6 protein-coding genes are annotated in these 16,015 nt (G+C 49.7%); all 6 read left to right on the top strand.

Annotated features, from left to right (window positions below; genetic code table 11):
* Window positions 1-4: 4 nt before the first annotated feature.
* Window positions 5-10,669 carry a non-ribosomal peptide synthetase gene (locus tag AC50YG_RS27195; protein WP_494831509.1) on the top strand — a complete coding sequence of 3,555 codons (10,665 nt, stop codon included), beginning with the start codon at window positions 5-7 and terminating at the stop codon, window positions 10,667-10,669.
* A gap of 60 nt (window positions 10,670-10,729) precedes the next feature.
* Window positions 10,730-11,800: a hypothetical protein gene (locus tag AC50YG_RS27200; RefSeq protein ID WP_494831511.1), complete on the top strand. Its 1,071-nt coding sequence runs from the start codon at window positions 10,730-10,732 to the stop codon at window positions 11,798-11,800.
* Between the two features lie 24 nt (window positions 11,801-11,824).
* Window positions 11,825-13,093, top strand: a complete 1,269-nt coding sequence (gene ectB / locus AC50YG_RS27205) for a diaminobutyrate--2-oxoglutarate transaminase (RefSeq protein ID WP_494831513.1) — start codon at window positions 11,825-11,827, stop codon at window positions 13,091-13,093.
* A 42-nt stretch (window positions 13,094-13,135) separates the two neighbouring features.
* Window positions 13,136-14,674, top strand: coding sequence for a pyridoxal phosphate-dependent decarboxylase family protein (locus tag AC50YG_RS27210; RefSeq protein ID WP_494831515.1), 1,539 nt, complete (start codon window positions 13,136-13,138; stop codon window positions 14,672-14,674).
* The gene (locus tag AC50YG_RS27215) at window positions 14,667-15,377 is read left to right on the top strand and encodes a thioesterase II family protein (protein ID WP_494831517.1); all 711 of its coding nucleotides are present in this window, start codon (window positions 14,667-14,669) and stop codon (window positions 15,375-15,377) included. The genes AC50YG_RS27210 and AC50YG_RS27215 overlap by 8 nt, the downstream gene beginning before the upstream one ends.
* A 213-nt stretch (window positions 15,378-15,590) precedes the next feature.
* Entirely contained in the window at window positions 15,591-15,782 is a 192-nt protein-coding gene (locus tag AC50YG_RS27220; RefSeq protein ID WP_494831519.1) for a hypothetical protein, read from the top strand.
* Window positions 15,783-16,015: the final 233 nt, after the last annotated feature.

The following is a 16,015-nucleotide window of genomic DNA, read 5'->3' on the forward strand; positions in this document are numbered from 1 at the left end:
CTTCGTGAACAAGAAAGAGATAGACAAAATTTATCCTCTCTCCTCCATGCAGGAAGGGATGTTGTTCCATAGTTTGCTTGACAACAATGGGACGTATTTTGAGCAAATTACGATCCGGCTGACTGGCGACTTTCATGTGGAGCAGTTTGAGAAAAGCGCCCAGTATATCGTAGATCGATATGATATATTCCGCACGATATTTATTCATCAGAAAGTGCAAAAACCGCGCCAGGTCGTACTGAAGCAGCTTGCAATCAACGTTCATCACGAAGATATTTGCCATTTGTCCGTAGAACTGACACAGCAGCATATTCGGAGATATGCATGGGAGGAACGGAAGAGAGGCTTCAGCTTATCCAAGGATGTTCTGATGCGGTTCGCTGTTTTTAGAACCAGAGAGGACCAATACGAGATTGTATGGAGTTACCACCATATACTGATGGATGGCTGGTGTACCTCGATCGTTTTGGGTGAGTTGTTTGATGTATACAGGTGTTTCGAGCAAGGACTCCCTGTTCAGATGGAGAAGGCTATGCCTTACAGCCAATACATTCAATGGCTCAAGCGATGGGACCAAGATGAGGCGCAACTGTATTGGAATTCCTATTTGAGCGGATATGAACAGATAGCAACGCTCCCTTCGAGAAGACCTTCTGCGGCAGGAACTGCTTATGAAAATGCCGAATTGCTGCTATCCCTTGATGAAAGCAGTACGGAAGCTTTTTATGAATTGGCAAAAACGTTTCAAGTGACTTCCAACTGTCTATTTCAAGCGCTATGGGGCGTATTATTACAGCGTTATAACCGTACGGACGACGTTGTCTTCGGGGCGGTTGTATCCGGACGTCCGTCCGAGATTGCCGGAATTGAGAAAATGGTGGGGCTCTTTATTAATACCGTCCCCGTTCGGGTGAAGGCCGACTCCAGCAGTAGCCTGGCTTCCATTGCGCGCCAGCTGCAGGAAGATTCGCTTTTGTCGGAACGCCACGCTTACCTTTCATTGGCCGAAATTCAGGCGGGAAGTCCGCTGCAGGGCAATTTGCTTAAAACGATTGTCACTTATCAGAACTTCGGGGCAGCATCCTTTGATGGAACAGCATCGATAGGAAATAATCTTCCCTTTGTCATCCAGGATGTCGAGACGTTCGAACAATCCAACTATGACTTTAATCTGATGATCGTGCCAAAACAGGAGCTTGTATTTAAATTTATGTTTAACAAAGCGGTATATGATGCTCCTTTCATGCACCGCATACTATCGCATTTCCGTAACCTGCTTCATCAGGTTGCCGATAACCCTTCTGTTGCACTGCAGGAGCTAAATGTTACCGGAGCCTCGGAAATCAGCGAACAGCTGGAGCAGCTGACGCAAACGCGGACTGCGTATGGGAAAGAGCGGACGCTGGCGGAACTGTTCGAGGAGCAGGTGCAGCGCAATGCGGGCAAGACGGCTCTTGTCTTCAAGGGAAGGGAGCTAAGCTACGGGGAGCTTAATGTGCTGGCCAACCGGGCGGCTCATCGCTTGCGTGAGCGCGGGGTCAGGGCAAACACAATCGTGGGGGTGCTGAGCGACAGGTCACCGGAGATGATCGTCTCGCTGCTGGCGGTGCTGAAGGCAGGCGGAGCGTACTTGCCGATTGATCCTGAGTATCCGGAGGAGCGAATCCGGTACATGCTGACGGATAGCGGAGCCGCCTGGCTGGTGAGCCGAAGGCATCTGGCGGATCGCGTGAAGAAGAATATCTCGCTGATTACGATAGAGGAGGCTGTGGCGGATGACGGCTCGCTGGATACGAATCCGGAGCCGGTGAACGGCTCGGAAGACGTAGCCTGTGTCATCTACACGTCTGGCTCCACAGGCAAGCCGAAGGGGACGTTGGCGAAGCACGCAAACATTAGCCGTGTCGTGAAAGCGACGAACTACATCGAGCTGACAGAGGAGGACAAGCTGCTGCAGCTGTCCAACTACGCGTTCGACGGCTCGACCTTCGATATATATGGCGCGCTGTTGAACGGTGCGACCTTGGTGCTGCTGGAGCAGGAAGCGCTACTGGACATGCGCAAGCTGACGAGCGTGATCCGCGAGCAGGGCATTACCGTGTTTTTCATCACAACGGCGCTATTCAACGTGCTGACGGATGTGGACCCGTCCTGCCTGGCCGGCGTTCGGAAGGTGCTGTTCGGAGGAGAGAAAGTATCGGTTCCGCATGTGAGACAGGCGCTGAAGGTTATGGGAGCCAGCAAGCTGATTCATGTATATGGTCCGACGGAAAGTACCGTATTCGCGACGGCGTATCCCGTTGCAGCAATAGAAGAAGGCACGGCAACAGTGCCGATTGGCAAGCCGATCTCGAATACGGAGGCTTACGTGCTGGACAGCAGACTGCAGATACAACCGCGGGGTGTGCCCGGGGAGCTGTGTCTGTCGGGAGCGGGACTGGCGAAGGGATATTTGAAGCAGCCGGAGTTGACGGCGGAGAGGTTCGTGGACCATCCATATGTGCCTGGCGAGAAGCTGTACCGGACAGGGGACCTGGTCCGACTGCTGGAGGACGGCAATATCGAGTATATCGGGCGGATGGACCAGCAGGTCAAAATCCGCGGCTTCCGCATTGAGCCGGGAGAGATCGCCGCTCGTTTGCGGGAGCACCCGTCCATACAGGATGCGACAGTCGTTGCCCTGCAAGAAAATGATCAAGGAGCACACTTCCTATGCGCCTACTATACCGTGCAGCGTCCGGTCACTACGTCCCAGCTCCGGGTACATCTGGAGACAGAACTGCCCGATTATATGGTACCGTCTTATTTTTGCGAGCTTGAGCAGCTAGCGTTGAATGCGAACGGCAAAGTAGATAAGGCAGCGCTGCCGCTGCCAGATTTTGCGCAATTGAGCGAGGTTCCTTACATAGCGCCGCGCAACACCGTAGAATCGGCTTTGGTCGGCATTTGGGAAGAAATACTCGGTGTCCGGGGGATCGGCGTCGTCGACAATTTTTTTCAGCGCGGAGGTCATTCGTTGAAAGTGACGATGCTTGTATCCCGGATACAGGCGGAATTACAGGTTGAGCTTCTTCTGCGGGAGGTGTTCCAATATCCTACAATTGAAGGTCTCGCCAAGCGAATAATGAACGATTCCGGGTCCAATAAGCAGAGTATTCCGATTGCAGGCGAACGTAAGGTATACCCGGCTTCTTCCGCTCAGAAGAGGCTGTATATTATGAACCAGTTCCACGAATCGGGGACGACTTATAATTTGCCATGCATGACGCACATTCGCGGCTCGCTTGACTTCGAGCGAATAAGCCAGGCTCTGCGTGCTCTCGTGGAGAGGCACGAGGCGCTTCGCACTTCTTTCTATACCGTTGACGACGAGGTGGTTCAGCGAGTTCATCAGCAAATTGACTTGCACGTTGAGCTGATTGATATGCAAGCGGAGAACGTTCGTTCATATGTACAGCAGTTTATAAAGCCTTTTAATTTGCAACAGGCTCCGTTAATGCGGGCAGAGGTGCTGCGGCTTGCCGATGAAGAGTTCGTTCTTATGCTCGATTTTCACCATATCGTATCGGATGGAGTCTCGATTAATTTGTTCATGAAAGAGCTTAAAGCGATATATGCCGGAGCATCGTTGGAACAGTCGAGAATTCAATACAAGGACTACGCCGTATGGCAGCAGGAGCGCTCGAATTCGGAAGCGATGATGAAACAGGAGGAGTACTGGCTGTCGCGATTTGACGGCAATATTCCTACGCTTGAACTGCCCGCGGACTATCCGAGACCGGCTGCGAAAAACTTTGAAGGCGACCGTCTCTCATTCCTGCTTGAGCGCAGCGTAGTTGAGCAATTGGAGCTGCTCTGCAAGCAGCAAGGTACGACGATGTTCATGACGCTGCTTGCCGCCTATCATGTATTCCTATGCCGATATACCGGACAAACGGACATTGTGGTCGGGACTCCGATAGCCGGGAGGCTGCAAATTGAGCTGGAATCAATGATGGGGATGTTCGTGAATACGCTGCCGCTTCGCATTAACCCGGCGCGCTCCGCAAGGTTTGCAGAGTTTCTTCAGGATATCAAGATGAATACGCTGCAAGCCTTCGAGAACCAAGCATATCCACTCGAACAATTGATTGCGAAGCTTGAGCTGGAGCGCGATGTCAGCCGAAACCCGTTATTCGACACGATGTTCACTTTGCAAAACATGGATATGGAGAAAATGGATATGGAGGGATTGTCTTTATCGCCGTATCCTTATGAGATGAATATTGCCAAATTCGATTTGCTGTTGGCTGCGATAGAAACCGACGACGGTTTGCTGCTCGAAATGGAATTTGCGACGAGCCTGTTTTCGCATGATACGGTGCAGCGTATGAGCCGCTATTTCACGGAGCTGCTTCGGAACATTGCTCGGAACCCGAATTTGCCGATCAGCGAGTACCCGTTATTGACGGAGCCGGAGCAGCACACGCTCCTTCATGCGTGGAACGATACGGGGACTAGTTATCCGAAGAGCCGGATATTATCCCAACTGTTCGAAGCCCAGACGGAACGATCACCGGGCCGTCCCGCTTTAGCATTCGAGGATCGGACGTTGACGTACCAAGAGCTTAATGAGCAAGCTAACCGGTTCGCCTGCCTTTTGCGCGAGAAGGGGATTGGGGCCAACACAGTTGTCAGCCTGCTGTTCAATCGCTCTGTCGACATGATTATCGCCATTCTCGGGGTGTTGAAGGCGGGAGGGGCTTATCTCCCAATCGACCCTGATTATCCGTCTGACCGTATTGAATATATGCTTCAGGACAGTCACGCCAGGCTGCTTATTACGGACGGGAGCGTAAGTGACGAATTTGCGTTTGCTGGGGAAACGTGCGTTTGGCGTGACCTTGAGCTTGCCCGATTCCCGGAAACCAATCTGGAGCCGGGCTGCACAACGGAAGATGTGGCATGCGTGATGTATACTTCCGGATCAACCGGGCGGCCGAAAGGAATCTTGACCGCTCATTACAGCATTAGCCGTGTCGTCATGAATACAAATTATATCGCGATTCAGCCGGAAGACCGAATGCTTCAACTGTCCAATTATGTATTTGACGGTTCTTTATTTGATATATTCGGCGCTCTGTTGAACGGTGCGCAGCTGAGGCTCTTAACGAAGGAAACGTTATTAGATATCGAGGCGTTATCCGAATGTATTCATCGAGAGCAAATCACCATATTTTTTATAACGACTGCGCTGTTCAACACCCTAGTCGATATTAACGCTGACGCTTTGCGGAATGTGCGCCGGATTTTGTTCGGAGGGGAGAAAGTATCGGTACGGCACGTTCGCCAAGCGTTATCGAGTATAGGGGCCAATAAGCTGATCCATGTATATGGTCCGACCGAATCAACGGTCTTTGCTACGTTCCACCCTATTAATGAAATAGAGGAAACGGCGGCAACAGTTCCCATAGGACGTCCGATTGCGAACACGGGTGCTTATGTTTTGAGTCCCGACCGACAGCTGAGTCCCATTGGCGTGCCGGGCGAGCTCTATTTATCGGGTGATGGCTTATCGCAAGGATACCTGAACAATCCGGTACTTACTGCCGAGAAGTTCGTCCCTCATCCGTTTGTGCCGGGCGAGCGTCTATATCGGACGGGAGACAGGGTGAAGCTGCTCCCGAGCGGGGATATCGAATATATGGAAAGAATCGATCATATGGTCAAAATTCGCGGGTTCCGCATCGAGCTCGGCGAAATTGCGGATCGTCTGCTTGCCTGTGAGGCGGTGAAAGAAGCGATCGTAGTGACGCAGAACGATGACAGCGGACAGCCTTGTATATGTGCCTACTTCGTTGCAACCGGACCATGGTCAACTGCCGAGCTCCGCGAGCAATTAGCCTGTTCTTTGCCAAGCTATATGATACCCGATCATTTTAGGCCAATGGACGAATTGCCGCTTACACCTAACGGGAAAGTCGATCGTAAAAAGCTGCCTATGCCGGATTTCTCGGAAGCAGCATCGAAGGCGTATGAAGCGCCGATCACGTCAGTTGAAAAACGCTTGTCCCAAATGTTTGGCGAACTGTTTGGTCTGGAGATGGTGGGCAGAAATGCAGACTTCTTTGCACTAGGTGGCCATTCTCTTAAGGCCAGTTTATTGTTATCCCGTATTCGCACCGAGTTTCAAATGACGATATCACTGAGCGACATATTCCGGCGACCTGTAATCCGGGATTTGGCGACGGTAATTGAAGCTGGAACAGATGAGCCAGCGTTTGTCATTGAGCCTGCGGATTTCCGCAAGGAATATCCTGCTTCGTATGCGCAGAAACGTATTTATTTCGTTCATGAGCTGGACAAAGGCAATGTTGCTTACAATATGCCGATATGGCTGAGGAGCGAAACCGCATTGGATTTCGCTCGGCTCCAGCATAGCTTTCAACAGCTCATTGACCGGCATGAGTCGTTGCGCACCATTTTCCGAATGGTAGAAGGAGAGCTCGTTCAGCAAATTTGTGAGCGTGTGGAATTCACTATTCAGAAGTTAAATGTTGGCAGCGGTAACAGCACGGCGGATGTCAATTTGATAAAACCGTTCGATCTGGGGCATGCGCCGCTGATCCGTGCCGTGCTGTTCCATGAGGCTGGCGGCGGACAGGTGCTAATGATCGACATCCATCATATTGTGTCAGACGGCGTTTCAGTGGGTGTTCTGCTTCGAGAGCTTCGCGCATTGTACGAGTGCCGGGAACTATCGCCTCTTGCGCTGCAATATAAGGATTTCAGTGTTTGGCAGCAGCAATACGCGCAGACGGAAGCGTGGGCGCTATCCGAGCATTACTGGCTTGAGATGTTCCAAGGAGAAGTTCCGCTGCTGCAGCTGCCAACGGATTACCCAAGGCCATTGATCCAGAGATTTGAGGGAAGTCGAGTGTCTTTACACGTGGATGGTCGCATCGGATTGAACATTCGGATGCTCAGTTCGCAATGGCAGATGACGCCATTCATCCTGTATATGAGTGCTTATACTTGGCTAGTCTCTCTTTATTCCGGTCAGGATGACATGGTTATTGGGACGCCGACCACAGGCCGGAAGCATCTTTCATTGGATGGAGTCGTCGGCATGTTCGCCAATGTATTGCCTCTTCGCATGTTCCCGGGGAAGGAGCAGTCGTTCCATGCATTTGCGCAGCAAGTCAAGGAACGGGTCATATCCGCTCATACGCATCAGGAGTATGCCCTGCAGAACCTTCTTGAGAAGGCTCAATTGCGCCGGGACATGAGCCGTAATCCTTTGTTTGACACGGTTCTTACTTATCAACAACGGCTAGATAACGAGTATCGTCTGGGGAATCATCGTATGACGGAGAAGGACGGTGGCGGCAATACTTCCAAGTTCGATCTCACGTTAAGTGTCAGCGAAAGCGAAAATGGCGAGCTGTTTCTTGATCTGGAATACAGCACAGCGCTGTTCAAACGGAGCACGGTTGAGCGCATGGCGGGGCATTTCGTCCGTCTGCTGGAACAGATCGTGCACCGCCCGGAGCTGCGGTTGAGCGAGGCCGATATCGTGACGGAGCAAGAGCGGGAGCAGCTGCTGCGGACGTTCAACGATACAAGCGTTGATCACCCGACCGAATCCATGGTCCACGAGCAATTTGAACAGCAGGCGGAGCGTGTGCCTAATCGGCCGGCGGTCGTCTGGCGGGAGGAGATGTGGACATACCGCGAGCTGAACGAACGGTCAAACCGGATCGCGCACGCGCTTCGTCGACGGGGAGCGGCGCCGGATGCGATTGTCGGCATTTTGATGGAGCGCTCACCGGACATGATAGCGGGGATGCTCGGCATCTTGAAGTCGGGAGCGGCGTATATGCCGATCGACCCGGAATACCCGGCAGAGCGGATCGCCCACATGCTGCGCGACAGCGGAACGAAGCTGGTGCTAACGCACCGGGGACTGATGGAGAGACGGATGTTCGTCGGAACGACGCTGGATCTGACGGCCGAGGAGCTGAATGAAGAATCAGCAGCCAATCCGGCTCCGCTGGGCGGCACGGAACGGCGAGCATACGTCATCTACACATCCGGGTCGACGGGGCAGCCGAAAGGCGTAGCGGTGGCGCATCGTTCTCTGACCAACCTGGCATGCTGGCACAACCGGGCATTTGAGGTGACGGAAGCGGATCGCAGCACCAAGTTTGCTGGGTTCGGCTTCGACGCATCGGTGTGGGAGGTATTCCCTTACCTGATCGCGGGCGCATCGCTCTATGTCATTCATGACGAGATCCGGCTGGACGTCCGGGAGTTGAATGCGTACTACGAGCGTAATGGCATTACGATCAGCTTCCTTCCGACGCAATTTTGCGAGCAGTTCATGGAGCTGGATAATCGCTCGCTACGGTTGCTGCTGACGGGAGGAGACAAGCTGAAGACGTACCGGAAGCGGAATTACCGGCTGGTGAACAACTATGGCCCGACGGAAAATACGGTAGTCGCGACCAGCAGTCCAGTGGAGAAGCTGGAGTGGAACTTGCCGATTGGTAGGCCGATTGACAATGTGAGGGCGTATATCGTCGGCCGTACAGGGGGGCTTCAACCGATCGGAGTACCCGGAGAGCTGTGTTTGTCGGGAGACGGGCTGGCGCAAGGCTATTTGAACCGTGAGGAGCTGACGGGCGAGAAGTTTATCGACAACCCGTTCGAGGCGGAGGGAAGGATGTATCGGACGGGCGATCTGGCCAAGTGGCTGGAGGACGGAAATATAGCGTATATGGGAAGGATCGACAGCCAGATCAAGATACGGGGCTACCGGATTGAACCAGGCGAGATTGCGCAGCGGCTGCTGGAGCATGAAGCGGTAGACGAGGCGGCGGTGGTAGCGAAGGAGCAGGCTGGAGGAGAAAAGCAGCTGGTAGCCTATATTGCAGCGCGGCAGGAATGGAGCGCAGCCGAGCTGCGCAACTGGCTGGCCCAGACGCTGCCGGACTATATGATTCCGCGGCATATGGTCGCTATCGAGAGAATACCGGTTACCGCCAACGGCAAAATCAACGAGCTCGCTCTTCCTGAGCCGAATGACATGCCGGCTGTTTCGTATAAGGCCCCTGCTACGCTCACAGAATGCAAGCTTGCAGCTATATGGGAGGACGTATTGGGCGTTCAGAATGTCGGTATATTCGACAATTTTTTCGAATGCGGAGGCCATTCGCTGAAAGCAACACAAGCGGTCTCGAGGATTAATGAAGAGATGGGAATCAGCCTTTCGCTGCGGGAATTTTTTGAAGCACCTACCGTCTACGGACAGTCTCGTTTATTGGATGCTGCTGTCGTCAATAAGTTCGAGCAGATTCAGCCCCTTGAGAAGAGGGAGCTATATCCTGCTACCTCATATCAAGCCTACACTTATAAGGTAGCTATGAATAATACGGCATATAACATCCCCCAAATGCTGTTAATAAAAGGGGAGCTTGATGTTGAGCGCTTGAGTAACTGCTTCCGACAGATGATTGCTCGTCACGAAGTGCTCCGCACATCATTCGAGAAAGTTAACGACGAGCTGATGATGCGTATTCATGACGGGGTTCCGTTTGCACTTAACGTTGAGCCTGCCCGGGAAGAAGAACTGCCTAGATTGGCTAATGCGCATATTCGACCGTTTGATCTTGGACAGGCACCGCTCCTTCACGTGAAGCTTCTTCAAGTGGAGGAACAAAAGCACTTGTTGATGTTTGATATGCACCACATTTTGTCAGACGGCACTTCATTTACTGTATTCTTTAATGAGTTAATGACGCTGTATGCCGGCAAGGTGGAACTTCCTGAGATCCGTATTCACTACAAGGACTATGTTGCTTGGAAATTCGATCAAATCCGAGACGGTCATTTGAAACGCGAAGAAGATTACTGGATCAACAAGCTCTCAGGAGAGCTTACGGTCTTGCAAGTGCCAACGGATTATCCTCGACCGGGAACTCATCAGATGGTAGGAACGCAATATAAATTCGAAATCGGGGAGCAGCTGACGCAGCGTCTCAGGCAGTACAGCCTGCAGCAAAATACGACGCTGTATATGACGCTGTTAGCGGCGTATAACGCGTTCTTGATGAAGTATTCCAGAGGTCAGGAGGACATTATCGTTGGAACGTGGGCCGCAGCGCGCACGTCGCAGGAGCTGGAGAGAATGATCGGCTTGTTTATCAACTCCATACCGTTACGAAATTATCCGAAGCCGGATAAAACCTACTGCCAGCTGCTGAAGGAAGTAAAAGTGACGTTATTGGAAGCGTATGATCATCAGAATTATCCGTTCGAGCTGCTGGTCGACAAGCTGAACGCTCCCCAGGATCCGAGTAGAAGCGCAATCTATGACACGGCCTTCTCCTTCCTCAATATTGAACTGCCTGATATCCAGGCGGAAGGTTTAAGCATAACGGGATATCCGTTCGATTGGAACGTGGCCGAATATGATTTTTATTTGGCAGCGGCGGAAGGAGAGCATACGCTCTATATGGAACTCGCCTATAGCACGCTACTGTTTACAGAGGATACGATTGTAACGATGGCTGACGATTTTGTTGCCGTTCTGCAGCAGGTGATGGACGATCCAGAGCTGAAGCTGGGGGAGCTTCAGCTCCCTGGACTCCAGTCTTCCGCAAGTACGTTGACGGGGCTACAAGCATAGCAGTACGAAGTTGCTGTAAGGATTGGTGACGGTAAAATTATTGGATTTTGGGGTGATTAGTTGCGTTACTCAGACGATTTAGTCAAAAAGCACGAGCACAAGGGTGGAGTAAGAAATGGCGGAGCAATCCTTTTTATCGTAATGACCGTTTTGTTGGCTGGATGCCTGTTTTTCTTTCTTCGGCAAATGGATGTGGGCGCGTATACCATTAACGCATCGATTGTGACCGTTATCGTGTTTATTCCTCTGCTTTTTTATTTTCTTTGCATGAAGTCGGGTTCTCGGCCAAAGGAATTTGTTTATGTCGTATTTGTAGTGTCGGTAGGACTCGTATATTGGTTAACTCCTGTAGAGCAAAGAGGTTTCCTGCAGTCGATCCTACGATGGATGGTTCCCGTTCTTGAGATCATTCTCGTACCATACCTCATTTATCGGATATATACGATCGTTAAACGCTACAAAGCGGTAGATCGCAAAGAACAGCTGCAGCCGATTGATATTATGCGGGAAGCTTTGCTTCCCGTATTGGGTAATGGTGTTGTTCTGGAGATCGTATTGTCCGAGATGAGCGTCTTCTATTATTCGTTAGTCGTCTGGTTTAAGAAACCGAAAATGCCCGAATCGGGTTACTATACGTATCATAAAGAATCACAAGTGAAAACGACCGTAGTCGTCTTTGTAATTCTCATCGCCTTAGAGGCGATAGGCTTACATTTTCTCTTGAGCCGATGGAACGAAGTGCTGGCCTGGATTTTGCTTGTTCTTAATGTATACGGTATTTTGTACATGATCGCCCTGCATAATTCGGTTCGTTATCTTCCGATTACATTGAACGAAGATCATCTTGCCATACGTCTAGGTTTTCAAAGCAGCATTATTATACCAATAAGCAGCATTGAGTCCATTGGCAAGGCGAAGGGGCTTAATTTCGGAGATAAAGTATCGAAGGATACTTATCTTGCTTACATGCGAGTAGACGATCCCCAATTCGAAATTCGGTTGAAGCAGCAAATTCCGATGAGAGGCTCCTACGGAATAATGAAGAACATCATGGTAGTGGTAGTACGTGTCGATATTCCGCATGAATTCTCTGCCGAATTAGAACGTTTAATCAATCGGGAGCAGGCCTAATCATGCAGTCAAAGGGGAAGTGAAATGTCAATATTTGAACAATTCGAATCGAATGTGCGGTTCTACTGCCGTTCCTTTCCGCTCGTATTTGAACGGGCAAAGGGAGCAATGATGTACTCGGAATGCGGAAAAGCTTTTATCGATTTTTTTGCAGGAGCAGGGGCATTAAATTACGGACACAACAATGACTATATCAAGAACCGGATTGTGGATTATATCAACAACGACGGTCTGACGCATGGTTTGGATATGTACACGGTAGCCAAGAGAGAATTCATGGAAACGTTCGTCGAGAACGTGTTGAAGCCTCGCAAGCTTGACTACAAAATTCAGTTCTCTGGCCCGACAGGAACGAATGCGGTAGAAAGTGCATTAAAGCTGGCTCGAAAAATAAAAAAGCGTCCTGAGGTGTTCTCCTTCATGGGAGGGTTCCACGGCATGTCGCTCGGAAGCCTGTCGGCTACAAGCAATCGGCAGAAACGCGAAGGAGCGGGGGTCCCATTGCACAATGTTACGTTTATGCCCTTCCCATTTGGATTTTTCGAATCCTTTGATACGCTAGCTTATTTAGAGCATGTACTATCAGATAGCCATTCTGGCATTGATAAGCCTGCGGCGATCATTGTTGAAACGATCCAAGCTGAAGGTGGGGTCGTCGTGGCATCTGCTTCTTGGCTGCAAGGGCTTCGTGAAATATGTGACAAACACGATATTTTGCTTATTTGTGATGAGATACAGGTAGGGTGTGGACGAACGGGTACTTTTTTTTCATTCGAGCAGGCAGGGATTGTACCAGATATCGTTGTGATGTCTAAATCGATAAGCGGATTTGGAATTCCGATGTCGCTCGTGTTGATGAAATCCGAGCTGGATATATGGAAGCCAGGTGAACATAATGGTACGTTCAGAGGACATCAATTAGCTTTCGTTGGAGCTACGGCTGCGCTGGAATATCGTGCGATGATAGATTTGGAGGGTGCTGTGGCAAGCAAGGAGCAATATGTCAGGCGCTATCTAGAGGAGCAGGTGAAGCCGCTGCACCCCGGTATTAAGATTCGCGGCGCAGGATTGATCTGGGGAATCGATCTGACAGAGGTGGTTGCTCCCAGTGCAGTCGAAGAAATCCAACAGCAGTGCTTCCGCCAAGGATTAATCGTAGAGACAGCAGGTCGTGCGGACAGCGTGTTGAAAATATTGCCTCCGTTGAATATCGAAATGGAGTTGCTAGAGAAGGGATGTTCGATTATACGGGATGCAATAAGCTTGCATATGTATGCCGAGACTGTCATCTAGAGTCAGGGATTCACATCGAAAAAGAAGGAGTCCACAACAGACATGGCCAATAAAGCTCCGAAATTTACGGATCAGCTAGATACTATTTTTTTGACTCCCGCTGCTTCCAGCCAAACGCAATATTTGTATTCGATGGAACAGGCGAATGAGCAGATCCTGTCTCGCTTTGCTTGTCAAGAGAAGCCGTATAGCGGACAATCACCACGAGCGTTGAAGCAGCTTGTTAATGACCGATTGAAGTTATTCGCCGACGATGGCGAGGATATCGCGAGTATTTTGAATCAGGTAGGCGAACTCGTTATGCAGCATTCTGTCAATGTGTCCCATCCCGCCTGCTTAGCACATTTGCAATGCCCGCCGTTTATCTCGTCCCTGGCCGCCGAGGCGATTATTAATGCGATGAACCAGTCCATGGATTCGTGGGATCAAAGTCCGGCTGCGACTTTCGTAGAAGAGCGAGTGATCGAATGGCTTTGTCGTGAGTTCGGGTATCCCAAAGAAGCGGACGGGGTGTTTACAGGTGGGGGAACCATGTCCAATTTTATGGGACTGCTGATTGCCCGAGATCGCTTTGCAGCCGAACGATGGGGTTGGAATGTACAGGAGAAGGGTCTCCCGCCAGAAGCGTCAAAGATGCGCATCTTTTGCTCCAAGGCAGCACATTTTACTATTGTGAAATCTTGTGCCTTGCTAGGTTTGGGGGAAAAAGCCGTTATTGCTCTGGATGTTGATAATAACGGAAATATCAGCGTTGATCAACTTGAGGAGGTTATCAAGCGCACGACTTCGGAAGGGATGTATCCTTTTGCCGTCGTGGCTACGGCAGGAACGACTGATTTTGGCTGTATCGACCCGCTGGAAGACATCGCATCTATTTCGGAGCAATATCAATTATGGTTTCATGTGGATGCCGCTTATGGAGGGGCATTAGTGCTTAGTCGCCAGCACCGTGCACGTCTTCGAGGAATCGAGAAGGCTGACTCCATAACTGTAGATTTTCATAAAATGTTCTATCAATCGATAAGCTGTGGCGTATTTCTTCTGAATGAACGATCCCATTTTAATTTGTTAAAAATTCATGCTGATTACCTGAACCCGGAGGAGGATGAGGCTGCGGGGGTACCTAATCTCGTGCTCAAATCCGTACAGACTACACGCCGATTTGACGCATTGAAGCTGTACGTATCATTAAAGGCGGTAGGCCTTCGTACGATGGGCGAGATTGTGGACTATACAATTGAATTGGCTGAGCAAACAGCCTCGATTATCTCAAACCATCCATCGCTTCAACTGATCAATCAGCCGGTTCTAAATGCGATTGTTTTCCGTTACTGGTCACAATCAGGTATAGCTGAAAGAGAAGACTCGATTAACCTTGCAATTCGTGACATCCTTCTAAATAAGGGGGAAGTTGTGTTGGCTCGAACCCGTTTTAAAGGGAGAAACTGTTTAAAGTTCACCTTGTTAAACCCTAGAACGACCATTGAGGATATCAAGGCCATATTGAATCAAGTCCAAATCGTTGGACTAAATCTGGAACAGACACTAGATGAAAGGCCTGAAAAGGTGAGACATGAATAGAACCAAGCTATTTACTATCCCGTATGCAGGAGGATCTGCTGCAATATATACTCGATGGAAAAAAGAATTACAGCCTTTCATTGATGTGATACCGTTAGAGCTTGCGGGCAAAGGGGCACGCTTCGGAGAGCCTCCATACTTGAACATAGAGTCAGCTGTTGATGATTTATATCATATGGTGATTTCTAAGACAGGCAATAGTCCATACGCCATATTCGGCCATAGTATGGGAGGAATACTGGCATTTGAATTAGCTCATAAAATTCAGAGAAAGGGCTTCTACAAGCCAGAGCATGTATTTCTGTCAGGAATGTCAATGCCAACTTCGAATAGGAAAAAGATATACAGCGCTCTGGATGATGATCATTTGATTCATGAGTTGGTTATGCTAGGTGCGACTCCCAAAGAGTTCGCCGAAAACAAAGAATTACTCGAGTTATTTTTACCGATTATTCGATCTGATTTTTCTCTCATAGAGAACAGATCTTATCCTCATGAGTATCCCGCATTAACGATCAATGTTTCTATACTGTCTGGAACTGCAGATTTAACGATCGATCAAGCTAGTTCTATGGAATGGTCGAAGCTTTGTGGAAGGGAATGCTCTTTTTATCCCATTAATGGAGGACACTTCTTTATTCATTCTGAAGAAGATTCTTTATTGAATATTATTAATCGTACACTTCAATATCAATCGGAATAGCAAAGTGAATCATAACCACGCCCTACCAACAAATAGGTAGAGAGAACGAAGGAGCAATAACAAGGCTGTCCCGAGGGATGGAAATTTCTGTACGCGTCGCAGTTCAAGACGACATTAGCCTGTTAAGAAATTGATGCAAAACCAGATCGACTGTGATGTGGTTCCCATTTATATTTTTGTGGATTCGGTTAGTGTAAAGGAGAGCAAGCTGGCGTGCGGATATGTCCACCATATCAGTTCGAAATCGGTACTCTGCTGAAAAAAGGAAAAAATAAGCTTGTCATTGAAGTAGCGAATACGCTGGTGAAGGAGCAACGCGACTATTTGTCGGCGTTCTCGCAGCAGGAACCGAGCGGGTTCATTGGGCCTGTACGGGTTGAAAAAGGCTTTCTGTCTGAGGAGTAACTTATTGTATGAAGGAATCCATATTCTTGTAGCAGGAGTCGCCTGAGATAACAGGCGGCTTCTGCTCTTTTTTAATGAAAGCATGGCTCGGGATTCTGTAATCACGATCAGAATATAGTAATCTGCGTTCACCCGAACGAAGATGATGAATGCGATAATTAAATGGATAAAAAAAGAGAAACAAAAAGAGATCCAGCTTATGATAGCGGATCTCTTTTTGTTGTTGTTGAACG

It is taken from the genome of Paenibacillus sp. J31R34 (genome assembly GCF_059383715.1).